The organism is Cryobacterium sp. TMT1-2-1 (assembly GCF_004403955.1).
GTDB classification, from domain to species: Bacteria; Actinomycetota; Actinomycetes; order Actinomycetales; family Microbacteriaceae; genus Cryobacterium; species Cryobacterium psychrotolerans.
In genome coordinates this window covers 78,452-102,032 of sequence record NZ_SOHC01000030.1, presented here as the reverse complement: position 1 = coordinate 102,032, position 23,581 = coordinate 78,452, and the positions used below count along the sequence as shown (strand labels likewise).

Genomic DNA, 23,581 nt, shown 5'->3' with positions numbered 1-23,581 from the left:
CGCAGCCAGCCGCGGGTTCTCGAGGGAGCGAAAATGAGCACGACGCCGAGATCATCGAAGGATGCGAACGAGGATTCCACCGGTCTGCAACTGGTCCCGGATCGACTGCCCGTGGCCGTGGAGGAGAGCGTCCTCGAGGCCGAGCGCCGCAACTGGACTCCCGCGAAAATTGCACTCTGGGCAGGTATTTCCCTCGTCGGCGCCGTCAGCTGGGTCATGCTCGCCGTGGTTCGCGGCGAGACCGTCAACGCGGCCTGGTTCGTCTTCGCGGCCGTCGCCACCTACCTGATCGCCTACCGCTTCTACTCCCGCTTCATCGAGAAGCACCTGCTGCGGCCCGACGACCGCCGGGCGACCCCGGCCGAATACAAGGCCGACGGCAAGGACTACGCCGTCACCGACCGTCGGGTGCTCTTCGGGCACCACTTCGCCGCCATCGCCGGCGCCGGCCCGCTCGTCGGCCCGGTCCTGGCCGCCCAGATGGGCTACCTGCCCGGCACGATCTGGATCATCGTCGGCGTCATCCTCGCCGGAGCAGTGCAGGACTACCTGATCCTGTTCTTCTCCATGCGCCGCGGCGGCCGCTCCCTCGGCCAGATGGCCAGGGACGAGCTCGGCGTCATCGGCGGCACCGCCGCCCTCGTCGCGACCCTCGTGATCATGGTCATCATCGTGGCCATCCTCGCCCTCGTCGTCGTCAACGCGCTGGCGGAGAGCCCCTGGGGCGTCTTCTCGGTCTCGATGACCATCCCGATCGCCCTGCTGATGGGCGTCTACCTGCGTTTCTTCCGGCCGGGCAAGGTGACCGAGGTCTCGATCATCGGTTTCGTGCTGCTGATCGCCGCCATCATCGGCGGCGGGATGATCGCCGGCACCGAATGGGGTTCGGCCTTCTTCCTTCTCGACAAGGTCACGATCGCCTGGGGCATCATCATCTACGGCTTCATCGCCGCGATCCTGCCGGTCTGGCTGCTGCTGGCCCCGCGGGACTACCTCTCCACCTTCATGAAGATCGGCACGATCCTGATGCTGGCCGTCGCGATCGTCATCGTGCGGCCGGAGATCAACGTTCCCGCGGTCAGTGAGTTCGCGGCGGCCGGCGGTCCCGTGGTCAGCGGTTCGCTCTTCCCGTTCCTCTTCGTCACGATCGCCTGCGGCGCGCTGTCCGGATTCCACGCGCTGATCGCATCCGGCACCACGCCCAAGCTCGTCCAGAAGGAGCGCCAGACCCGGTTCATCGGCTACGGCGGCATGCTGATGGAGTCCTTCGTTGCGATCATGGCTCTCGTCGCCGCGCTGTCGATCGACCGCGGGATCTACTTCGCCATGAACTCCCCCGTCGCCCTCACCGGCGGTACGGTCGAGGGCGCCGTCGCCTTCGTCAACAGCCTGGGCCTGACCGGCGTCAACCTGACCCCCGACATGCTCACGCAGACGGCGAAGAATGTCGGCGAGGAATCGATCGTCTCCCGCACCGGTGGGGCGCCGACCCTCTCCGTCGGGCTGGCGCACATCATGCAGCAGGTGGCCGGCGGCACCGGGATGATGGCGTTCTGGTACCACTTCGCCATCATGTTCGAGGCGCTGTTCATCCTCACCGCCGTCGACGCCGGCACCCGGGTCGCCCGGTTCATGATGCAGGACAGCCTGGGCAACTTCTTCCCGAAGTTCAAGGACACCTCCTGGCGCGTGGGCGCCTGGCTCGCCACCGCGGTCATGGTGGGGGCGTGGGGCGCCGTGCTGCTGATGGGCGTGACCGACCCGCTGGGCGGGATCAACACGCTCTTCCCGCTGTTCGGCATCGCCAACCAGCTGCTGGCTGCGATCGCGCTGGCCGTCTCGATGGCCATCATCGCCAAGCGCGGCAACTTCCGCTACCTGTGGATCGTGGCCCTGCCCCTCTCGTTCGCCGCCGTCGTGACCATCTATGCGTCGTTCCTGAAGATCTTCTCGACCGTCCCGAACGTGGGCTACTTCGCGCAGAACAAGGCGTTCTCGGACGCCCTCGCGGCCGGGGAGACCAGCTTCGGCGCCGCCCCGACGGTGCAGGCTATGGAGGCCGTCGTGCGCAACACGATGGTGCAGGGGCTGCTCTCGATCCTCTTCGTCACACTCGCCATCATCGTCATCGCCACCGCGATCGTCGCCACCTGGAAGGCGTACCGCTCGGGCTCGAGCACGACCGACGAGGATCCGGCCGTGCAGTCCCGGATCTTCGGCCCGGCCGCGTTCGTGCCGACCGCAGCCGAGAAGGAGCTCGAGGTCCAGTGGGACGCACAGGCCGCTGAGCTGAAGGCGGCTCTTCCGCCGAGGGCAGCCCGGTCCGGCCGATGAGGGATGTCCTCGCCGCGGTACGCACCGGCGCCAGGGGAATCGCCTGGTTCGTCCGGGGCGTGCTCGGCGAGGACGCCTACGACAAGTACGTCGCGCACCACGCGGCGACCCACGGCGGGGCGGAGGCCGGAACCTGCGGCATCGGAGAGCCCGTGATGACAGAGCGCCAGTTCTGGCGCGACCAGACCGACCGGCAGCAGAAGAACCCGCAGAACCGCTGCTGCTGAGGGCGTCCCCGCCGTGCGCGGTCGGCCGGCCGGTCGGGAGGTCGGGAGGTCGGCCGGCCGGGAGTCCGGGAGCCCGGGAGTCCGGGAGTCCGGGAGTCCGGAGGCTAACTCAGGAGAATCCGTGATGTGGCCGACTGAGGCCGCTGAAAGACGGGGCGCGCGTTTGCCCGGTCCCGGTTTCTCCTGAATTAGCCGCAGGCGAGTGCGGCCAGGGCCGTGAGTCGCGGACCTCGGATTAGGCTCGGTCCATGAGCGAGTCCCTCCGTCGCATGCTTCGCGCCCTGCCGGATTTCCCCGCGGACCTTCCGGCTTTCGACCCGGCGAGTGCGCCGGCCGGCCCGGCCGCCCTGTTCGTGCAGTGGCTGCACGAGGCCCTGGCCGCCGGCGTGCCGCAACCGCACGCCTTCAGCCTGGCCACCGCGGATGCCGAGGGCAACCTGTCCTCCCGGATGCTCATCCTGAAGAACATCGACGACGAGGGCTGGCACTTCGCCACGGCGACCACCTCGCGGAAGGGCCGGGAACTGGCCGCCAACCCTCGGGCCGCCATGAACTTCTACTGGTCGCGGCTCGGCCGGCAGGTGCGGGTGAGCGGAACCGTGGCCCTGCTGTCGGCCGAGGCATCCGCCGCCGACTGGGCCGAACGCCCCGCGGCCGACGAGTCGGCCAATCCGAGCTGGCAGCTGTATGCCCTGCGGCCGACGGAGGTGGAGTTCTGGCAGGCCGGCGCCGACCGCAACCACATCCGGCACCGCTACAGCCTCTGACCGCTACAGCCCGTATGGTGGCCGGATGACGAAGACGGCACTCATCATCGGCGGAACCGGGCAGATCGGCCTGGCGGCCGCGGCCCGGCTGGCGACCTCCGACTGGGCTGTGACGGTCGCCCATCGCGGGCAGCACTCACCCGCGCTTTCGGCGGATGTTCGGAGCATCCGGTTCGACCGCGCCGACACGGCCGCGCTGCACGCAGCCGCCCGCGGCAACGACCTCGTGCTCGACACGGTTGCCTACGACACCGGCCACGCCGACCAGCTCGCCGGGCTGGCCGGCGACGTCGGCTCCCTCGTCGTCATCTCCACCGGATCCGTCTACCTCGGCCGGAACGGTTCCTACCTCGACGTGGCGACCGACGAGGTCTTCCCGGACTTCCCGGTGCCGCTCACCGAGGCCGACCCGACCGTGGACAATGCCGAGCAGAGCTATTCGCCGCTGAAGGCGGCGATGGAGCGCCGGCTGCTGGCCGCCGCCGACCTGCCGGTCAGCATCCTCCGGCCGGGCGCGATCCACGGGCCGAACAGCCCGGCGCTGCGGGAGTGGTTCTTCATCAAGCGGGTGCTCGACGGCCGCCGCCGCGTGGTGCACGCCTACGACGGCGCCAGCCGGTTCGCCACGTCGGCCACCGCGAACATCGCCGAGCTCGTGTCCCGGTGCGCCGAGCAGCCGGGCCGCCGCGTGCTCAACGCCGTCGACGACGAGGCGCTCACCGTGGCAGAGATCGGCCGGGCGGTGTTCGATGCGATGGGGCACGAGGCCGAGATCCTCTGTTTCGCCGGTCCGCCTCGGGACGGACTCGGATCGAGTCCCTGGGGCCTGGCGAACCCGATCGTGCTCAGCATGGCCGCCGCCCGCGAGCAGCTCGGCTACGCGCCGGTCGTGAGCTATGCGGAGGGCCTGGCCGACGACATCCGCTGGGTGACGGATGCCGTCGCCGCGGCCGAGCGCCGCGGCGAGTCCTGGCAGCAGCTCTTCCCGTCCATCGTCACGCGCTACGGCGCAGGCGGCTGGTTCCCGTACGCCGCCGAGGACGCGTACGCGGGCTGACCGGCCGCGCCCGCTGACCCGCTGAGCGGCCGACCGGCGAGCGACCTCAGGTCGTCAGCGCGTAGGCCTGCCGCAGCCAGCCCGCGAGCTCGGCGTCGACCTCCGCCGTCGTGCGGATCACGATCTCGTTGTGCCAGCGGTTCTTTGAGACCTGCTCGGTCTTACGGATGCGCTCGCTCACGATCGGTTCGGACGTCACGAGGTTCAGCAGCACGGCGCCCGATCGCGGGTGGATTGCGAGGAACGCGCGACCGTTCGTCACGTGCAGGGAGCCCTGCTTCTCCTCGATCTCGTGTCCGCCGAGCTGGGCCAGGGCGCCCTGGAGGATCTCGAAGATCTCGCGGGCCGTGTCATCCGCCTGGATTCGTTCGATCGCCGTCGCCGCCATGCCCCCATGCCCCCATGCCCCCATGCTCTCACCCTCAACCCCCGCGAAACTGCAGTTGTGCGCGCTAAAACGCCCTCAGAACGCGCACAACTGCGGTTTCGCGGGAGGTGACGGGAGGTGGCGCGAGGGTCAGTGCACGTATTCGAGCAGGTCGAGGCCGATGGCCCGCATGCCGTCGAGCACGGAGAGGCGGGCGGAGAGCTTCGTGTCGGCAAACGACATCGACACTGCGTAGGTCACGCCGGCCCGCGGGCCGCGGAGGATGCCGACCTCGCTGCGCACGCCGGCATCCGTGCCCGTCTTGTTGACCAGCAGGATGCCGTGGTCGCCGTCCCGGTGCGACAGCGGGTCGAGCCCGAACGCACTGGCCACCATCGACAGGTCGGTGTTCAGGGACAGCCAGCCGATGACGCGTTCACTGGCCTCGGCGTCGACGATCTCGCCGCGGGCGAGCGCCGTGAGCAGCCAGGTGAGTTCCTTCGCGCTGCCGACCGAGAGCTGTGGGGCATCGTCCGGGCCGCGCTGGTCGCGGACGAGGTCGAGCAGGGCCGTGCGGGAGAGGCCGAGCTGCTCGGTGCGCGCCCGCACCGCGTCGAGTCCGACGGCGCGGATGAGCACGTTCGTGGCCAGGTTGTCGCTCGTGGCGCCGACGAGGGCGGCGAGGTCCGCGACCGGCAGCGAGGGCGCCTGCAGGTGCTGCCAGATTCCGGGGCCGCTCACCGCGTCCGCGGCGGTGCGATCGAGGATCGTGTAGACGCCGAAGTCGGCGTCGCGGAGGCGCGCGGCCACCTCGATCAGGAGGAGGATCTTGCCGATGCCCGCCGTCGGCATTTCGACGTGGTCGTCGACCGAGAACAGCACCCGGCCGGTCGTCAGGTCGGTCGCGCGCGCGGACACCTGCACGCCGTCCATCGCCAGTTCGCCGAGGGCCTGGAAGCCCCGGGCGAAGTTCTCGTGCGTCTCCGGACCCTTGTGCTTGCCTTTGCGCTCGGCGGAGTGCCTGGAGCGTCGCTCTGCATCCTGGATCGGCTTGGACAATTCGCGCGCGCTTTCTCTCGGTGCGGGCAAGAATACCCCGCGATCACCCTATGTCACAGGCCGGCGGGGGACCTCACCCGGCCGGCCTCACCAGATGGTGACGCGCTTCTCCGGGTCGAGCCAGAGCGCATCCGCCTCGGTGACCCCGAACGCCTCGTAGAACTCGTCGATGTTGCTGACGATCTGGTTGCAGCGGAACTCGTTGGGCGAGTGCGGGTCGATCGCCAGCAGGCGGATGACTTCCTCGTCGCGACCCTTCATCTGCCACGCCTGCGCCCAGGAGAGGAAGAAGCGCCGGGCACCGGTCATCCCGTCGATCACCGGCGGCTCCTGGCCGGCCAGCGACAGGAGGTAGGCCTTCCAGGCGATCGACAGGCCGCCCAGGTCGCCGATGTTTTCGCCGATGGTCAGGGCTCCGTTGACGTGGTGCTCGGGCACCTGCTTCGGGGCGAGGGCGTTGAACTGCTCGATCAGCGACCTGGTGCGCTCCTGGAACGCGGCCTTGTCTGCCTCGGTCCACCAGTCGATCAGCAGCCCGTCGCCGTCGTACTTGGAGCCCTGGTCGTCGAAGCCGTGGCCGATCTCGTGCCCGATGACGGCGCCGATGGCCCCGTAGTTGGCGGCCGAATCGCGGGCCTCGTCGAAGAAGGGGAACTGCAGGATGGCGGCCGGGAAGACGATCTCGTTGAAACCCGGGTTGTAGTACGCGTTGATCGTCTGCGGCGTCATGAACCACTCGTCACGGTCGAGCGGGTTGCCGATCTTGCCGAGTTCCCGGTGGAACTCGAACTCGCTGGCCGCCCGCACGTTCGCGATGAGGTCGCCGGCGTCGATCGTCAGGGTCGAGTAGTCGCGCCACTTCACCGGGTAGCCGATCTTGGGCGTGAACTTGTCGAGCTTCTCGAGAGCGCGGGTGCGCGTCTCGTCGGTCATCCATTCGAGCCCGGTGATGCTCTGCCGGTAGGCCTCGACGAGGTGGCCGACGAGCACGTCCATGCCGGCCTTGGCGCTGGGCTTGAAGTGCCGCTCCACGTAGATGCGGCCGACGGCCTCGCCGAGCGCGCCCTCGACGAGCGAGACGCCGCGCTTCCAGCGGTCGCGGATCTGCGGGGTGCCGCTGAGGGTGCGCCCGTAGAACTCGAAGTTGGCGGCGACGAAATCGCTCGAGAGGTACGCGGCGCTCGAACGGATGACCTGCCAGCGCAGCCAGTCCCGCCAGTCGTCGAGCCTGTCCTCGGTGAGCATCTCGGCGAGCCCGCTCACGAAGCTGGGCTGGCGCACGACGAGCTCCTCAAAGGCGGCCTCGGGGGCGTCGAGCCCCTCGAGCCAGAGGTGGAGGTCGGCCCCCGCGGCGAGCGCGGACACCTGCCCCCAGGTCTTGAGGTTGTAGGCGAGCTCGCTGTCCCGGGACTTCACGTTGTCCCAGTGGTGGCGGGCGAGCTCGGTCTCGAGGTCGAAGACGCGCTTGGCACGGGTCTCGGCGTCGCTGATGCCGGCGAGTCCGAACATCCGCGCTTGGAGGGTCAGGTAGGCGTCGCGGACGGAGGCGAACTTCTCCTCGCGGTAGTAGGACTCGTCGGGCAGGCCGATGCCGCCCTGCTCGACGAAGACGAGGTAGCGCTCGGGGTTGCCCGGATCGTTGTCGACGTAGAGGTGGAAAGCGCCGGCGACGCCCTTGCGCTCGAGCCGGCCGAGCGTGCCGAGCAGGATCGGAATCGAGGTGACGGCGTCGACCGTGGCGAGGTCGGCCTGAAGCGGCGTCGCGCCCAGCTTCTCCACGCGATCCTCGTCGAGGAAGCTGGCGTACAGGTCGCCGAACTTGCGTTCCTCGGTGCCTTCCGGGGCGGACTGGGCCTCGAGGATGATCTCCCGCACGGACTTCTCGGACTCCTCGGCGAGGAGGTAGAACGACCCCCACCGGGCCTTGTCGGCCGGAATCTCGCTGCGGGCGATCCATTTGCCGTTCACGTGTCGGAACAGATCGTCCTGCGGGCGGATGCCCGGGTCGAGTTCTGAAGTGTCGATTCCGGATGCGAGCCCCTGGTCAGTCATGCGCCCCAGCCTATTCGGTCCCTCCCCCGCCGAACTGTGAGTTCGGCACCTTCGCGGGCCCCGGGAAGGTGCCAAACTCACAGTTCGGCGGGATGGACGGGGGGATTGGGGGGCGGGATGGGCGGGGGTCAGAGGGCCAGGTCGCGGCGCCGGATGGCGGCGAGGGAGAGGGCGGCCAGGAGGGCGGCGAGGGCGAGCATCCACCAGGCGCCGGTCCAGTCGACGTCGACGGTGCCGAGGGCGGGGGTGTGGGTGAACGGCGAGAGGGCGCGCAGCCCGTCGGGGCCAGGGCTGGCCTGGCTTTCCTTCGACTGGTGCCCGGGCCTGACTACCCGCTGAACTAAAGTCGTGAGAATCACTATCACCCTGTTCCGCCGCCAGCCCGTGGACCGCGAGATCCTCCGTCTCGCCGTGCCCGCCGTCGGCGCGCTCATCGCCGAACCGCTGTTCCTGCTCGCCGACGCCGCCATGGTCGGCCACCTCGGCACGACACCCCTGGCCGGCCTCGGCCTGGCCAGCGCGGTGCTGCAGACGATCATCGGGCTGATGGTCTTCCTCGCCTACAGCACGACGCCGGCCGTGGCCCGGTGGCTGGGCGCGGGCGATCGGCGCCGGGCGGTCTCCGTCGGAATCGACGGGCTCTGGCTCGCCCTGGGCCTGGGTGTCGTGCTGGCCGTGGCCGGCTGGTTCGCCACGCCGGTGCTGGTCGGCGCCTTCGGCGCAGAGCCGGCCGTCACCGCGGCCGCCGCGACCTACCTCGCCATCTCGATGCTCGGCCTGCCCGCGATGCTGCTCGTCTTCGCCGCGACCGGCCTGCTCCGCGGCCTGCAGGACACCCGCACCCCGCTCTGGGTGGCCGGCCTCGGCTTCGCCGCGAACATCGTGCTCAACCTGTTGTTCATCTACGGCCTCGGCCTCGGGATCGCCGGCTCCGCGATCGGCACGGTCATCGCCCAGTGGGGCATGGTGGCGGTATACCTCGTTGTCATCGTGCGGCAGGCGAGGCTGGGCGGCGCGCGGCTCCGCCCGCACCGGGCCGGGATGCTGCTGGGCGCGGCATCCGGCGGCTGGCTGTTCCTGCGCACGGTCAGCCTGCGCGCGGCCATGCTCCTCGCGGTGTTCGTGGCGGCGCGGCTCGGCTCCCCGGAGCTCGCGGCCTTCCAGATCGCGATGACGCTGTTCGCGACGCTCGCCTTCGCCCTCGACGCCCTCGCGATCGCGGCCCAGGCGCTCGTCGGGCGCGGCCTCGGCGCCGGCGACCTGGCCGGCGTGCGCGCGGTGCTCCGCCGGTGCCTCGAGTGGGGCGTGCTCAGCGGGGCCGCGCTCGGCCTGCTCGTGATCGCGTTATCCGGCGTGCTCGGCGACCTCTTCACCGGGGCGACGGATGTCACCGACCTCCTGCCCCCGACGCTGATCGTGCTCGGGGCATCCGTTCCGCTCGGCGGGATCGTGTTCGTGCTCGACGGCGTGCTCATCGGCGCCGGGGACGCGCGCTACCTCGCCCTGACCGGCCTGGCGAACCTCGCCGCGTTCGTGCCGCTGGCCGTCGCCGTGCTGTGGGCGCCCCCGGGGTCCGCCGGCCTCGCGCTGCTCATGGCCGCGTTCGCGTTCGGCTACCTCGGCGCCCGCGCGGTCACCCTCGGCCTTCGCGCCCGCACCGTCCGCTGGATGGTCGTCGGCGCGCATCCGTCTGCCGGCGTCGGTTAGTTTGGTCAGGTCGCTTCGATCGAATCGGCTCGTTCTCCAGCATCAGGACCCCCAGTGACCCAGCCCGCCAACGCGTCCGGAGCCAACGCACCCAGGCCCGCCGTGCCAACGGACGGCCGCGTCCTGCTCGGCTGGCGCAACGCGGTCTTCGTCCTGTTCTTCGTCAGCGGTCTCAGCCTCGCCACCTGGTTCTCCCGGGTCCCCGTGATCCGCGACGGCCTCCAGCTCGATACCGCGCAGGTGGGCCTCGTGATCTTCGGGCTGTCGGGCGGCTCGGTCCTCGGCCTCCTGGTCGCAGCCTGGCTGCTCGCACGCTTCGGCGCCCGCCGGGCGATGCTGCTGGGCATGTCGGTCACGGCCGCCGGCCTCGCCCTGGTCGGAGTGGGTTCGAGCCTGCTTCCGTCCGCGCCGTTCGTGTTCATCGCCCTCGCACTCGTGGGCCTCGGGATGGGATCCGTCGACGTCATGATGAACGTCGAGGGCGCGGCGGCCGAACGGGAGATCGGCAAGACGCTCATGCCGCTGATGCACGCCTGCTTCAGCCTCGGCACGGTTGTGGGCGCGCTTGTCGGAAGCGGCGCATCGTTCGTGGGCCTGTCGGTCTTCTGGCACCTGTCCGGGACGGCGCTGCTCGTGCTCGCCACCACGGTCGCAGCCGTGCGCTTCATCCCCACGCGCGCCGACCTCGGCGACGACGCCGTGCTGCCCCACCCGACCGGTGTGGCGGTGCCGTGGCGGGCGCGCCTGCGCGAGAACCTGGCGGTCTGGAAGGACTCGACGGTGCTCCTGATCGGGGTGATCGTTTTCGGGATGACGTTCGCCGAGGGCTCCGCGAACGACTGGCTGGCGATCGCCGCCGTCGATGGGCACGGCTTCAGCAACTCAGCGGCCGCGATCGTCTTCGGCGTGTTCGTGACCGCGATGACTCTCGGCCGCGTGCTCGGCGGGCCGGTGCTCGACCGCTTTGGACGCGTGCCGGTGCTGCGCGCCTGCGCCGCACTGGGAATCGTCGGCCTGCTCGTCTTCATCCTCGCGCCGACCGGTTGGCTCGTCTTCGTCGGGGCGGCTCTCTGGGGGCTCGGCGCCTCCCTCGGCTTTCCGGTTGGCATGTCGGCCGCCGCCGACGGGTCGAAGAGCGCGGCGGCCCGGGTGAGCGCGGTCGCCATGATCGGCTACTTCGCATTCCTCGTCGGCCCGCCGGTTCTCGGCCTGCTCGGCGAGGCGGTCGGCATCCTGAACGCCCTCTACGTGATCCTCGCGCTCATGGTGCTGGCCGGCATCGTGGCGCCAGCCGCGCGGGAGTCGAGCAGGCCCGAAGCGCGCTGAGCGCGAACCCGAGGCACGAATTCGACGGGAGTTTCACGGGAAACGGGCCGGTCACGGGGCAGGCGGGCGGCGGCATCCGGAATCTCCGTCGAATTCGGAAGTGTTTCGGGAGAACGGGCCCCGCGGCGCGATTAGGCTCGACGGGTGCGCCTTGTGATAGCCAAATGCTCCGTCGATTACGCCGGGAGACTCAGCGCGCACCTGCCGCTGGCCACCCGCCTGCTCATGCTCAAATCGGACGGCAGCATCCTCGTGCACTCCGACGGCGGCTCGTACAAGCCGCTCAACTGGATGAGCCCGCCGTGCAGCCTGTCCGAATCCGAGCCCGACGAGTACCAGACGGATGCCGGCGTCACCGCCCTCTGGACGGTCACCCACGGCAAGACCGACGACCAGCTCATCGTCAGCATCTACGAGGTGCTGCACGACTCGGCGCATGAGCTCGGCATCGACCCCGGCCTGATCAAGGACGGCGTCGAGGCCCACCTGCAGAAGCTGCTGGCCGAGCACATCCACCTCCTCGGCGACGGTCACACCCTCGTGCGCCGCGAGTACATGACCGCCATCGGCCCGGTCGACATCCTGGCCCGGGATGCCGCGGGCGGCTCGGTCGCGGTCGAGCTCAAGCGGCGCGGTGACATCGACGGCGTGGAGCAGCTCACCCGCTACCTCGAGCTGATGAACCGCGACCCGCACCTGGCCCCCGTGGCCGGGGTCTTCGCCGCCCAGGAGATCAAACCGCAGGCGCGCATGCTCGCCGAGGATCGGGGCATCCGGTGCCTGCTGCTGGATTACGACGCGATGCGCGGGCTCGACGACACCCAGTCCCGCCTCTTCTAAAGTCCCGTTCACTTCCCCTTTCTCCCCCGAGAACGGCCCCGGACCGGGGCCCGTTCGGTGCATGGTGTGCACAGTCCCATCCGTGCACGCCTAGGATTGACGCGTGAATCCGACATTGACGCGCACCTGGAGCGCCATCCTCTTCGACCTCGACGGAACGATCACCGATTCCGCCCCGGCCATCACCAGCTCCCTCGCCCGCACCTTCGCCGCGCTGGGCCGCCCCGTCCCCTCCGACGCCGCACTCCTCGCCTACGTTGGGCCGCCCATGCTGGCCGCATTCCGCGAATACGCCGGGATGACGCCGGACGAAGCGACCGAGGCCCTCGCCGTCTACCGCGCGGACTACAAGGGCGCGTCGTCGCTCGACACCGCCGTCTACCCCGGTATCGCCGGCCTGCTCGAGCGGATCTACGCCATGGGCATCCCGCTCGCCCTGGCCACCAGCAAGCCCGAGCGCAGTGCGATCGATATCCTCGAACACTTCGGCCTCGACAAGTACTTCACCGTTGTGGTCGGCGCCTCCGAGAGCGAGACCCGCAGCGCCAAGGCCGACATCGTCGCCGAGGCCCTGCGCCGCCTCGAGGCGTCCGGGGCGAGCATCACCGCGCCGGTCATGGTCGGCGATCGCAGCTACGACGCCGAGGGTGCCGCCGCGAACGGCGTCCCCACGATCATGGTCGAGTGGGGCTACGGTTCCCCGGCCGAAGCTGCCGCGGCCACCGCGACCGTGTACTCGGTCGACCAGCTGGCCAAGCTGTTGCTGGGCTAGCGCCCCGCCTGGCGCGCCGCCTGGCGCGCCGCACCTCGCACCTCCCACCTCCCACCTCCCACCTCAGTTGCGGAAAAAGTACCTTCGTTTCAACAATGAGGGTACTTTTTCCGCATCTCAACCGCGCGGGGGCGCGGGGCGGGCGGGGATACTGGGATGAGACGAGCGGAAGGACACGCCATGGCCGCGGACACCCGGAATCCGAGCGCAGTTGAATCGAGTGCGACGGGCGCGAGCGCAGCCGAATCGAGCGCAATGGGCGCGAGCGCGTGGGACGCACGCTACCGCGAGGCGGGCAGGGGCGCTGGGACCCGGCTCTGGTCGGCGCTGCCGCCCGGGATCGTCCTCGACACGGTGTCCGGCTGGGCGCCGGGCCGGGCGCTCGACCTGGCGACGGGTGACGGCCGCACCGCGATCTGGCTGGCGACGCAGGGCTGGAGCGTGACCGGCGTCGACTTCTCGGCCGAGGCAATCGGCCTCGCCCGGACGCACGCCGACGACGCAGGAGCCGAGGTGACCTGGCTGGTCGCGGATGCCGTCAGCTGGGCCCCCGAGGATCGCTTCGACCTCGTCACGGTGATGTACCTGCACCTGCCGGAGGCGGACATCCGGCGCGTCCTCGCCCGGGCCGCGGGCTGGATCGCTCCCGGCGGGCACCTGCTCGTCGTCGGGCACGACCGGTTGAACCTGGGAACGGGGGCGCCCGGGCCGGGCAACCCGGACATCCTGTACACCCCCGAAATCCTGAGCTCGTCGGCCGGCGACCTGGACGTGCTGCGCTGCGAGACGGTCCCCCGCGACCTCGCCACGGATCCCGAGGGGCCGGATGAAGCGCACGGCACGGATGCCGCCCCCCGCGTCGCCCTCGACACCATCCTCGTCGCCTCTGCCCGGCCCCGGATCCAGTCCTGAAGCGCCAGCCCGCCGATTGAGATGCGGACAAAGTACCTTCCGTGCGCCCGGGAAGGTACTTTGTCCGCAACTCAGCGCCGCGAGGGGCCAGCGCAGAGAGGCCAGCGCAGAGAGGCCAGCGCAGAGAGGCCGCCGCCCCGGGCGGGGCGACGGCCTCAGGATCTGCCGGACCTGCCGGACCTGCCGGACCTGCAGGACCTGCCGGACCGCCTACTTACGCACGAGCGTCGCCACGGTGAAGCCGCCGGCGGCGATCGTAACTCGTCCGGCGCTGGTGATCGTGTCGCCCCGGGTCGGGACGAGTCGGCCGCTGGAGTCGTAGGCCCGCTGAACGAGCTTGTAGCCTTTCGGCACCACGACCGTGCGCAGGCTCGACACGGTGGCCGCGCTGACGTAGAGGGTCGAGTCCCCGGCCGGCCCGGAAACGGACACGGTCGAGACCAGCGGCTGGATCAACAGCGCGTCGAGCGATGCGTCGCCGTTGCTCGTGCCGACGACGCTGGTGGCGCCGGCCGGCAGGGTGCGGCCCAGTGCGAACGGGAACAGCTTGCCCGGGGCATCCGTGATGCCCTGGTCACCCGCGCCGCCGTTGGGCGTGCTGCCCAGGGCGGTCGTGCCGGCGGCCCAGCGCGTGGCCCCGGCGGGTGCCACGGCCTGGTTCACGATCGGGTAGACGTTGCGAGCCTGGTCGGCGGCGGGAACGGGGATGCTCACTGAGCCGCCGGCGCCGAGCGCCACGTACGCGCCCTTCGACCAGTTGGCCTCGCCCGTCCAGGCGGACGGGGGCGTCACAACGGATCCGGCGCCGCTGACGGCTCCGGATTCGGCCTCGACCACGCTCAGTCCCTTCGTGGCGACGGTCTCGTCGATGCCCAGCGCCTTCGTCTTCAGCGCCGGGTTCGCGTCCAGCACGAGCATGGAGAGCAGCGCGTGGATGGTCGATTCGGCACCCGAGTTGTGGTTCACCCGGCCGTCGTATTCGATCCCGTCGACCGTGGTTCCGGTGGTCGGGTCGTAGGCCGGGGCACCGCTGCGGTTCGCACCGAAGTACCAGCCGGCCGTGATCGCTGCCACGTCGAGGAGTCCGGGGGCCTTCGCGGCCTTCGCGGTCGCCACCAGCCCCTGCAGCCTCGAGTCGACGCCATAGGCGATCTGCGCCTCGCCCGGCGTGGGCGTCCAGGCGTTGTCCGGTCCGCCGGCGGCGAGCAGTTGCGGCGTGAACTGGGCGGCATCCTTGATGGCCGCGGTCAGCAGGTCGCTGCGGCCGAGCACGTCGGCGGCCGTGGCGACGGCGGCCGGGGCCATCCCGCCCCAGGCGTGCCAGAGCGTCTGCGACTTGTTCCACGGCAGCATCGCGCCGTACGGCCACTGGTTCACGGAGCCGGACGACATCCCGGCGACGCCCTCGGTCAGCTGGGTGAGTGCGGTGGTGGCGAGGTCGTCGCCGGGTTCGACCTGGGAGTAGGCGGCAAGCCCGAGCACGGCCTCGGCGGAGGCATCGGCCCCGCCGGCGATGAGCCAGGCCGGAACCTGCACGCCGTCGGCCACATCGAAGGTGCCGTACTTGCCGAGCGACTGCCGGTTCAGCGCGTCGAGGGACAGGTGGAGGCGATCCTGGAGGAAGGCGGCGAAGTCCGGATCGGCATCCTTGAAGGCCGCGTAGCCCTCGCCGAGTGCCCAGACGGTGCGGGCCACCCAGTACGACTCCGCGGAGTCGCTCGGATCCGGCAGCTCTTTCGGCGTGGCGCTGGGGGTCAGCGTGCCGTCGGCCTGCTGCCAGAGAATCACGTTGCCGGCGTTGGGGCCGGACGCGGTCTGCAGGTACGTCAGCGAGCGCAGGGTCTCGAAGGCGTGCTCGCGACTGCCGGCGTCGCCGGTCTGCTGCCAGTGGCGCAGGTAGACCACGGCCGTGCGGGCGATGTCGTCCGCGTTGTAGGCGCCCTGGCTCCAGTAGCCGGTCGCGGGGTCGAGCGATCCGCCTCCGACGCGACCGTAGCTGCCGTCGGGCTTCTTGTCGGCATACGTCCACGGGGCCTGCGCCGTGGGCCTGGTGTCGAGCTGGTACGTCGTGTGGCCCGGGGCCTCGGCCAGCGGAACGGTGTCGAGCAGGAAGTTCAGGTGGTTCAGGTTGGTCAGCGCCGGCGCCGACTGAACGGCGCCGGGAACAACGGATGCCACCGGTGCGGCGAGCGCGGCGGTGGCCGTTCCAGCTCCCAGCAGCAGCATCGACACCGCGGCGACGAGCGCCACCGGCCTCGTCAGTGATCGTGAGCGAACATCTTTGTACGTCATTTGTCTCTCCTGGTTCGGGCATCATTGCCGGCCTCCGCGCGGGCAAATCACTCGGACCCGCGTCCCTGAACCGGTTCAGCCTCCTCAACTAAACCGGTTAAGAGAACCGATGTCAAGGAATCCCGGCGCGTCGGATCGGGCCGCGCGGGAGGCCCCGGCAGCGCGCTGGGGCCCGCCGGACCCGCGGCCCGTCAGTCGTTGAGTTGCGGAGAAAGTACCTTCCGCGGGCCGACGAAGGTACTTTCTCCGCGACTCAACCCGAAAACGGCGCGAGCCCTGGAGGGTCGCGGCCAGGCCGGCGGCTGTGGCCAAACTCGCTCCTACGCGATGCTCGCTTTTGGCCGCGGCGGCGGCATCGACCGCAACGCCGTCTCCACGTCCCTCGCCGATTCCTTGCCGCCCATCGCGGGTATCCTGCTCATCGTGGGCGCCGGCGGAGGGTCCAAGCAGGTTCTCATCGACACCGGGATCGGAACCGTCATCGCCGACGCCGTCAACGGCAGCAGCGTCTCCGTGCTCGTGCTGGCCTGAATCGTGGCCGCCCTCGTGCGCGTGGCCACCGGCTCCGCCACGGTCGCGACCGTGACCGCCGCCGGCATCCGCGCGCCGGGTCGTCGAGCTTCGGCGCGGCGGGACCCGGCAGGTCGTCGGTGAGGCGAGGGAGTGCGGGCAGGGTGGCGCGGAGCCCCCTCGCTGATCTCACCCGGCTGAGCCGGGGCGGGGCCGGGGCCGGGGGCCGGCCGGGCATCAGAACCTACCCTCACGTTAGGGTAGAGTGGTAAGTCTGGAATCCCGCGGAAGGAGAATCCATGACTCAGCTCACTGACGTCTCCAAGCCACAGGTGCAGAGCTCCCCGGCGCACAACCCGGAGGCACAGAACCCCCAGGTGCAGGCGGAAGCCACCCGCCGGCGCACCTTCGCCGTGATCTCCCACCCCGACGCCGGCAAGTCAACGCTCACCGAGGCGCTGTTGCTGCACGCCCGCGCGATCACCAGCGCAGGCGCGACCCACGGCAAGGCCGGCCGACGCGGAACCGTGTCGGACTGGATGGCCATGGAACAGGCCAGAGGCATCTCGATCACCTCCGCGGCCATCCAGTTCGAGTACCGCAACAGCGTGATCAACCTGGTCGACACCCCCGGCCACGCCGACTTCTCCGAGGACACCTTCCGCGTGCTCTCGGCCGTCGACGCCGCGGTCATGCTCGTGGACGCGAGCAAGGGCCTCGAGGTGCAGACCATGAAACTCTTCGCCGTCTGCAAGCAGCGCGGCATCCCGGTGATCACGGTGATCAACAAGTGGGACCGGCCCGGATCCGCCGCGCTCGACCTGATGGACGAGATCCGCACCCGCACCGGCCTGGTGCCCACCCCGCTGACCTGGCCCGTCGGCATCGCCGGCGACTTCCGAGGCGTGATCGAACGCTCCACCGACGAGTTCATCCGCTTCACCCGCACCGCGGGCGGCGCGACCACGGCGGACTCCGAGCGGATCAGCGCCGCCGTCGCGGCCACCGAAGAGGGCGATGCCTGGGTCGCCGCCGCCGAGGAATCCGAGCTGCTGGCCGAGGAAGACCAGAACCACGACCAGGCCCGGTTCCTGGCCGGCGAAACGACCCCGGTGCTCTTCTCCGCGGCCGTGCTCAACTTCGGCGTGCAGCACATCCTCGACACGCTCGTCGACTTCGCCCCGGCCGCCGAGGCCAGGGAGGATGCCGGCGGCGGCCACCGGGCGGTGAGCTCGGAGTTCTCCGGCTTCGTCTTCAAGGTGCAGTCCGGCATGAACTCGTCGCACCGCGATTACGTCGCGTTCGTTCGGGTCTGCTCCGGACAGTTCCGCCGTGGCATGATCGTCACCCACGCCGCCTCCGGCCGGCCGTTCGCGACGAAATACGCGCAGCACCTGTTCGGCAAGGAACGCGAGGTGGCCGACGAGGCCTGGCCCGGCGACATCGTCGGACTGGTCAACGCCTCCGCGCTCCGCGTCGGCGACACCATCTTCGAGGGCGATGCCGTCACCTTCCCGCCGCTGCCGATCTTCGCCCCCGAGCATTTCCGGGTCGTGCGCCCCGCGGACACGAGCAAGCACAAGCAGTTCCGCCGCGGTATCGACCAGCTGGACCACGAGGGCGTCATCCAGGTCATGCGCTCGGAGCTCCGCGGCGACCAGGCTCCCGTGCTCGGCGCGGTCGGCCCGATGCAGTTCGAGGTCGTCGAAGAGCGGATGACCCACGACTTCGGCGCGGCCATCCGGATGGAGGCCCTGCCTTACCAGCTGGCCCGCCGCACCGACAAGGAAAGCGCCCTCATCCTCGGCCACGACCGGCAGGTCGAGGTGCTGATGCGCACCGACGGCACCCTGCTCGCCCTCTTCAGCACGCCCTGGCGCCTGCGCAACACCGAGCGGGACCACCCGGAGATCCTCCTGGAAGACCTCGCCGCCGGCGCCCCGACTCCCTAACCTCCGCTCAACCCCGCCATCCTCTTCGCCGAACCGTGAGTTTGGCACCTTCGTGGGGCCCGGGAAGGTGCCAAACTCACAGTTCGGCGGATGGGTTAAGCGACAAACGGCGAGGCCCCCGTGGGGGCCTCGCCGTTTGTTTCGCCGCGTGGGTTAGGCGTCGACGACGATCGAGGTGATGACGGGGTGGCGGCGGTACTTGCGCTGCATCCACCGGGTCACGCTGTCGCTGAAGATGTGCTCGAGTGCCGGGCCATCGACGATCTTGATCTTGTTGGCGACCCGCATCGCGTCGTCGATCGCCTTGGTCGCGCCGCGAACCCACTCGGCGTCGTGCACGAAACCGCGGGAGATGAACTCCACCGGCTCGGCCAGCAGCCCGGTCTTCGTGTTGAGGATGCCGAGGATGGTGATCGCGCCCTCTTCGGCGAGCTTCACCCGGTGCGCCATGGCCTCCTGCGAGACCTTCTGCGCGTCCTCGCCGCCGACGGTCATGCCGTCGACGAAGACGAGCTCGACCGGCACGCGGCCGGTGATCCGGGCCTTGCCGTCGATCAGGTCCACGACAACGCCGTCTTCCACGATCAGCACACGGTCGGCGTCGACGCCGGTGCGGATGGCGAGGTCCGCGTTGGCCTTGAGGTGGCGCCATTCACCGTGCACCGGCATGACGTTGGTCGGCTTCACGAGGTTGTAGCAGTAGACGAGTTCGCCGGCGCTGGCGTGGCCGGACACGTGCACCCGGGCGTTGCCCTTGTGCACCACGTTGGCGCCCCAGCGGGTCAGTCCGTTGATCACGCGGTAAATCGCGTTCTCGTTGCCGGGGATCAGCGAACTGGCCAGCAGTACCGTGTCGCCCTCGCCGATCTTGATCACGTGCTCGCGGTTGGCCATGCGGGACAGCGCGGCCATGGGCTCGCCCTGCGAGCCGGTGCAGATGAGCACGACCTTGTCGTCCTTCATCCGTTCGAGCGCCTTCATGTCCACGATGAGGCCCTTCGGGATGTTGAGGAAGCCCAGGTCGCCGGCGATGCCCATGTTGCGCACCATCGAGCGGCCGACGAACGCGACCTTGCGGTTGCTGCGGACCGCGGCGTCGATGACCTGCTGGATGCGGTGCACGTGGCTGGCGAAGCTCGAGACGATGATGCGGCGCGGGGCGGTTCGGAACACCGCGTCGATGGCGGGTCGGATCTCTTCCTCGGTCACCGTGAAACCGGGAACCTCGGCGTTGGTCGAGTCGGTCAGGAACAGGTCGACGCCCTCTTCACCGAGCCGGGCGAATCCGGGGAGGTCGGTGAGGCGCTTGTCGAGCGGGAACTGGTCCATCTTGAAGTCGCCGGTGTGCAGCACGAGGCCGGCCTCGGTGCGGATCGCGATCGCGAGTCCGTCGGGGATGGAGTGGTTCACGGCCAGGAACTCGAGGTCGAACGGTCCGGCGCTGCGGCGCTGGCCTTCCTCGACCTGCACCAGGCGCGGCGTGATGCGGTGCTCCTGCAGCTTGGCGCTGAGGAAGGCGAGGGTGAGCTCGGATCCGATGACGGGGATGTCCGACCGCTCACGCAGCAGGTACGGCACGCCGCCGATGTGGTCTTCGTGCCCGTGCGTGAGCACGATCGCTTCGATGTCCTGGAGGCGGTCCCGGATGGCCGAGAAGTCAGGCAGGATCACGTTGATGCCGGGCTGGTTCTCTTCGGGGAAGAGCACGCCGCAGTCGACGATGAGGAGCTTGCCCTTGTGCTCGAACACGGTCATGTTGCGACCGATTTCGCCCAGTCCTCCGAGCGCGATGACGCGGAGGCCGCGCTTCGGCAGGGGCGGCGGCGTGGACAGGTCGAGTTCGTGGTTACTCATGGATCTCATTTCTCAAATGTGAGACCGCGCGTCTGAGCGGGTCTCGATAGTCGGTGCCCACGGGAGCGGGCGATCCGTCGTGCATGTCTGGGGCGGCCCGGTCGGCGTTCGCCGGTCGGGCCGGGGTGGATTGCTATTGGTGACGCAAAAGTTCGAGGAACTCGTCGGCCATGTGGAGCTGCTCCTGGAGCTTCTCCCGCCGCGAGACGGCCTGCCCGATGAATTCTTCCAGTTCCAGGCGGACATCGGCATTGTCAGTGCCGGCGGCGCCGTTTTGCAGGGTGCCGATCACCCGCAGCAGTTCGATCATCTCGTCGAGGGTGAAGCTGAGCGGCTTCATCCGTCGGATGAGGTTCAGCCGGGAGAGGTCGTCCTGGGAGTAGAGGCGGAACCCGCCGTGGGTGCGACCGGAAGCCTTGAGGAGACCGATCTCGTCATAGTGACGGATGGTGCGCAGCGACAGTCCGGTCTTCTCGGCGAGTTCGCCGATGTGCATCGTCATTGCCACCGTGCCCGTGGGCGCGTCCGGCGCCGTGTTTCCCGTCATTCCGCACCCCCTCTTCATCGCTGAGTAACACACTACCCTAACGTTAGGGTAGTGTTCAGCGCATTCCACCCTCGCTCCGTGCCCGGAGCCCCGAGCCCTCCCCGGAGCCACGCATGGCCATCGCCCAGAAGTCCGCCGCGCCGAGCCGCTACGCCGCGGAACCGTCCGTCCTGACGGCGCTCCGCACCCCGCGCATCCTCACCCGCGAGGTGCTCGCCGGACTCGTCGTGGCCATGGCGCTCATCCCCGAGGCGATCTCGTTCTCGATCATCGCCGGCGTCGACCCGCGCGTGGGCTTGTTCTCCTCCTTCGTGATGGCGGTGTCCATCGCCTTCCTCGGCGGCCGTCCGGCCATGATCACCGCGGCAACCGGGGCCGTCGCGCTCGTGATCGCCCCAGTGGCACGCGACTACGGCATGGACTACTTCATCGCCACCGTCATCCTGGCCGGCATCTTCCAGGTCGTCCTCGGCGTCGTCGGGGTCGCGAAGCTCATGCGCTTCATCCCGCGCAGCGTCATGGTCGGGTTCGTCAATTCGCTGGCGATCCTGATCTTCCTCGCGCAGTTGCCGCATCTGCTCGACGTGCCGTTCATGGTCTATCCACTGGTCGCGATCGGCATCATCATCATGGTGGTCATGCCGCGTGTGACCCGGGTGGTGCCGGCCCCGCTGGTCGCGATCGTCGTGCTCACGATCGCCACCGTCACCCTCGCGATCAACGTGCCGACCGTCGGCGACCAGGGCGAGCTGCCCAGGAGCCTGCCGGAACTGTTCATCCCCAACGTGCCGCTGAGCGGGGAAACCTTCACGATCATCGCCCCGTTCGCGCTGGCGATGGCGATGGTGGGCATCCTCGAATCACTGATGACGGCCAAGCTCGTCGACGAGGTCACCGACACCCACTCCAACAAGACCCGCGAAACCTGGGGCCAGGGCGTCGCCAACATGCTGTCGGGCCTGTTCGGCGGCATGGGCGGCTGCGCGATGATCGGCCAGACCATGATCAACGTCAAGGCCTCCGGCGCCCGCACCCGCATCTCCACCTTCCTCGCCGGCATCTTCCTGCTCATCCTCGTCGTCGTGCTCGGCGACATGGTCGCCATCATGCCGATGGCAGCCCTGGTCGCCGTGATGATCATCGTCGCCATGCTCACCTTCGACTGGCACAGCATCCGTCCGGCCACGCTCAAACGGATGCCCCGGAGCGAGACCACGGTCATGGTCGCCACGGTCGCGGTCGTCGTCGTCAGCCACAACCTGGCCCTCGGCGTGATCGTGGGTGTGATCGTGGCGATGGTCGCCTTCGCCCGCCGCGTCGCCCACATCGTGAACGTGGACCGTGTCGTCGCCACCGACGAGCCGGTCCCGACGGCGTATTACACCGTCACCGGTGAGCTCTTCTTCGCCTCGAGCAACGACCTCACGACCCAGTTCGAGTACGCGGACGACCCGGAGCGCGTCGTGATCGACATGTCGAACTCCCACATCTGGGACGCATCAACGGTCGCCGCCCTCGACGCCATCACGAACAAGTACGAGCGCCACGGCAAACGCGCCGTGATCGAGGGCCTCAACGAATCCAGCACCGCCATGCACACCCGGCTCGCCGGAAAGATGGGCGCCGCCGACCACTAGCGACATCTCCCGGACGCCTCGGCCCCCGGTGCCCTAGATTTGTTCCCCTAGCAAGGGAGCACTCATGACGAGTTGGCGGATCCGGGACTTCCACGCGGACGACCTCGACGGCATCCTGGGCCTGTGGGAGGAAATCAAGGCCTCCAGGGCGGAGCCGGTCTACGGGCTCTCCGAGGTGCTGGCGTCCTGCCAGAAGGACCACGCCGTCGTCGCGGTGCACGGCGACCAGGTCATCGGTGCGGCCGTGGGCCGCGCGGCGCACGCCCAGGGCTGGATCGTCTTCCTGGCCACCACCGAGTCCTGGCAAAGCCAGGGCATCGGCACCGCCCTCCTGGCGGCCCTCGAGCGACGGATGGCCCCGGCCGGCCTGACGAAGTTGTCCGCGCTGATGCCGGAAACGCCGACCCGGGTCGACGCGTTCCTCAATCGCGGCTTCGAGGTCAAGAAGAACCTCCGCTACTTCGAGCGGCACATCCCGGTGCAGCGGGAGGAGCTGAAGTCGCTCAGCGAGCTGGGCGGGCGCGTGCTGCCGCGGGACCTCTGGGCGGCCGTCGGCGGGATGGCGAGGGAGAAGGAGCTGCTCGAGCGGCGCCTGGTGATGCCGCTGGCCAAGCCGGACATGGCCGAGCAGTACGGCGTCGTCCCCCCGAAGGCCGTGGTGCTCTTCGGACCACCCGGCACCGGCAAGACGACGTTCGCCAAGGCGATCGCCTCGCGCCTGGAGTGGCCGTTCGTCGAGGTCTTCCCGTCCCGGCTCGCCGCCGATCCACTGGGCCTGGCCGGGGCGCTCCGGGAGACGTTCCGGAAGATCTCCGAGCTCGAGCACGTGGTCGTCTTCATCGACGAGGTCGAAGAGATCGCGGCCCAGCGCGGGGGCGAGCCGCCCTCGGCGCTGCAGGGCGTCACCAACGAGCTGCTCAAGATCATCCCCGCCTTCCGGGAGCAGTCCGGCCGGATCCTGGTCTGCGCCACGAACTTCATCCGGGCCCTCGACTCGGCGTTCCTGCGGCACGGGCGGTTCGACTATGTGATCCCGATCGGCCTGCCGGACGAGGCCGCCCGCCAGGCCATCTGGGAGCGCTACGTCCCGCCGACCGTGGCGGACACCGTCGACCTGGGCGCGCTCGTGGCCGCCAGCGCCGGATTCTCGCCGGCCGACATTGAATACGCCGCCCGGAGGGCCTCCCAGGAGGCGCTGGAACAGGCGCTCTTCGGCGGCGAGAACTCCCCGCCGGAAGGCCCCGGCACCGGGCACTACCTCTCGGCCATCGATGCCACCCGCACGACGGTCTCGTCGCAGGTCGCCGCGGAGTTCCTCGAGGACATCGAGCGGCTCGCCCGGCTCTGAGCCGGCCCGGGGCCCTGGCAG

General features: G+C 69.7%; 19 protein-coding genes and 1 pseudogene. 13 read left to right on the top strand and 7 right to left on the bottom strand.

Translation table 11 applies throughout. The annotated features are described in order from the left end of the window. Positions 1-33: 33 nt before the first annotated feature. From E3T33_RS05805 to E3T33_RS05790, 4 genes are all read left to right on the top strand, one after another. Positions 34-2,334, top strand: a complete 2,301-nt coding sequence (locus E3T33_RS05805; RefSeq protein ID WP_092322513.1) for a carbon starvation CstA family protein — start codon at positions 34-36, stop codon at positions 2,332-2,334. Then, a complete protein-coding gene (locus tag E3T33_RS05800) occupies positions 2,331-2,561 on the top strand; it encodes a YbdD/YjiX family protein (RefSeq protein WP_092322515.1) in 231 nt (76 codons plus the stop codon). Before E3T33_RS05805 ends, E3T33_RS05800 begins: the two co-directional genes overlap by 4 nt. A 248-nt stretch (positions 2,562-2,809) precedes the next feature. Then, positions 2,810-3,328, top strand: a complete 519-nt coding sequence (locus E3T33_RS05795) for a pyridoxamine 5'-phosphate oxidase family protein (RefSeq protein WP_092322516.1) — start codon at positions 2,810-2,812, stop codon at positions 3,326-3,328. Between the two features lie 25 nt (positions 3,329-3,353). Then, positions 3,354-4,385: an NAD-dependent epimerase/dehydratase family protein gene (locus E3T33_RS05790; RefSeq protein WP_134574943.1), complete on the top strand. Its 1,032-nt coding sequence runs from the start codon at positions 3,354-3,356 to the stop codon at positions 4,383-4,385. Between the two features lie 46 nt (positions 4,386-4,431). On the opposite strand, the gene E3T33_RS05785 is transcribed toward E3T33_RS05790, so the two are convergent. The 4 genes from E3T33_RS05785 to E3T33_RS05770 form a co-directional block, all read right to left on the bottom strand. After that, positions 4,432-4,773: a DUF5655 domain-containing protein gene (locus tag E3T33_RS05785; protein WP_092322519.1), complete on the bottom strand. Its 342-nt coding sequence runs from the start codon at positions 4,771-4,773 to the stop codon at positions 4,432-4,434. A gap of 129 nt (positions 4,774-4,902) precedes the next feature. Continuing rightward, complete coding sequence (locus E3T33_RS05780; RefSeq protein WP_092322521.1) at positions 4,903-5,811, bottom strand: serine hydrolase; 909 nt, start codon at positions 5,809-5,811, stop codon at positions 4,903-4,905. 87 nt (positions 5,812-5,898) lie between these two features. Beyond that, positions 5,899-7,863, bottom strand: coding sequence for a M13-type metalloendopeptidase (locus tag E3T33_RS05775; RefSeq protein ID WP_134574942.1), 1,965 nt, complete (start codon positions 7,861-7,863; stop codon positions 5,899-5,901). A 128-nt stretch (positions 7,864-7,991) separates the two neighbouring features. Beyond that, the gene (locus E3T33_RS05770; protein ID WP_134574941.1) at positions 7,992-8,222 is read right to left on the bottom strand and encodes a hypothetical protein; all 231 of its coding nucleotides are present in this window, start codon (positions 8,220-8,222) and stop codon (positions 7,992-7,994) included. Here E3T33_RS05770 and E3T33_RS05765 point away from each other — a divergent pair. The 5 genes from E3T33_RS05765 to E3T33_RS05745 all read left to right on the top strand — a co-directional run bounded on the left by E3T33_RS05765 (position 8,218) and on the right by E3T33_RS05745 (position 13,420). Further along, positions 8,218-9,570: an MATE family efflux transporter gene (locus E3T33_RS05765; protein WP_277870629.1), complete on the top strand. Its 1,353-nt coding sequence runs from the start codon at positions 8,218-8,220 to the stop codon at positions 9,568-9,570. The genes E3T33_RS05770 and E3T33_RS05765 overlap by 5 nt on opposite strands. Before the next feature lie 54 nt (positions 9,571-9,624). Next, on the top strand, positions 9,625-10,896 hold the full coding sequence (locus E3T33_RS05760; RefSeq protein ID WP_241982838.1) for an MFS transporter: 1,272 nt from the start codon (positions 9,625-9,627) through the stop codon (positions 10,894-10,896). 144 nt (positions 10,897-11,040) lie between these two features. After that, positions 11,041-11,736 (top strand): endonuclease NucS, encoded by a 696-nt coding sequence (gene nucS, locus E3T33_RS05755; RefSeq protein WP_092322525.1) that lies wholly within the window; start codon positions 11,041-11,043, stop codon positions 11,734-11,736. 103 nt (positions 11,737-11,839) lie between these two features. Continuing rightward, positions 11,840-12,508: an HAD hydrolase-like protein gene (locus tag E3T33_RS05750; protein WP_134476275.1), complete on the top strand. Its 669-nt coding sequence runs from the start codon at positions 11,840-11,842 to the stop codon at positions 12,506-12,508. Positions 12,509-12,688: 180 nt separating this feature from the next. Continuing rightward, positions 12,689-13,420: a class I SAM-dependent methyltransferase gene (locus E3T33_RS05745; protein WP_198417250.1), complete on the top strand. Its 732-nt coding sequence runs from the start codon at positions 12,689-12,691 to the stop codon at positions 13,418-13,420. Between the two features lie 210 nt (positions 13,421-13,630). On the opposite strand, the gene E3T33_RS05735 is transcribed toward E3T33_RS05745, so the two are convergent. Beyond that, positions 13,631-15,712 carry a hypothetical protein gene (locus E3T33_RS05735; RefSeq protein WP_092322528.1) on the bottom strand — a complete coding sequence of 694 codons (2,082 nt, stop codon included), beginning with the start codon at positions 15,710-15,712 and terminating at the stop codon, positions 13,631-13,633. 324 nt (positions 15,713-16,036) lie between these two features. On the opposite strand from E3T33_RS05735, the pseudogene E3T33_RS05730 reads away from it, so the two are divergent. Beyond that, positions 16,037-16,321 (top strand): annotated as a pseudogene (locus tag E3T33_RS05730) (gluconate transporter); the annotation flags it as partial. Positions 16,322-16,521: 200 nt separating this feature from the next. Further along, positions 16,522-18,174 carry a peptide chain release factor 3 gene (locus tag E3T33_RS05725; RefSeq protein ID WP_092322531.1) on the top strand — a complete coding sequence of 551 codons (1,653 nt, stop codon included), beginning with the start codon at positions 16,522-16,524 and terminating at the stop codon, positions 18,172-18,174. A 153-nt stretch (positions 18,175-18,327) separates the two neighbouring features. Here E3T33_RS05725 and E3T33_RS05720 read toward each other — a convergent pair whose 3' ends face one another. Both E3T33_RS05720 and E3T33_RS05715 read right to left on the bottom strand, forming a co-directional pair. After that, positions 18,328-20,037, bottom strand: a complete 1,710-nt coding sequence (locus E3T33_RS05720; protein ID WP_092322533.1) for a ribonuclease J — start codon at positions 20,035-20,037, stop codon at positions 18,328-18,330. A 124-nt stretch (positions 20,038-20,161) separates the two neighbouring features. Continuing rightward, entirely contained in the window at positions 20,162-20,575 is a 414-nt protein-coding gene (locus E3T33_RS05715) for a MerR family transcriptional regulator (protein ID WP_241982837.1), read from the bottom strand. Positions 20,576-20,688: 113 nt separating this feature from the next. On the opposite strand from E3T33_RS05715, the gene E3T33_RS05710 reads away from it, so the two are divergent. Both E3T33_RS05710 and E3T33_RS05705 read left to right on the top strand, forming a co-directional pair. Continuing rightward, entirely contained in the window at positions 20,689-22,212 is a 1,524-nt protein-coding gene (locus tag E3T33_RS05710) for a SulP family inorganic anion transporter (RefSeq protein WP_092322534.1), read from the top strand. 64 nt (positions 22,213-22,276) lie between these two features. Further along, positions 22,277-23,560 carry a GNAT family N-acetyltransferase gene (locus tag E3T33_RS05705; RefSeq protein ID WP_134574939.1) on the top strand — a complete coding sequence of 428 codons (1,284 nt, stop codon included), beginning with the start codon at positions 22,277-22,279 and terminating at the stop codon, positions 23,558-23,560. Positions 23,561-23,581: the final 21 nt, after the last annotated feature.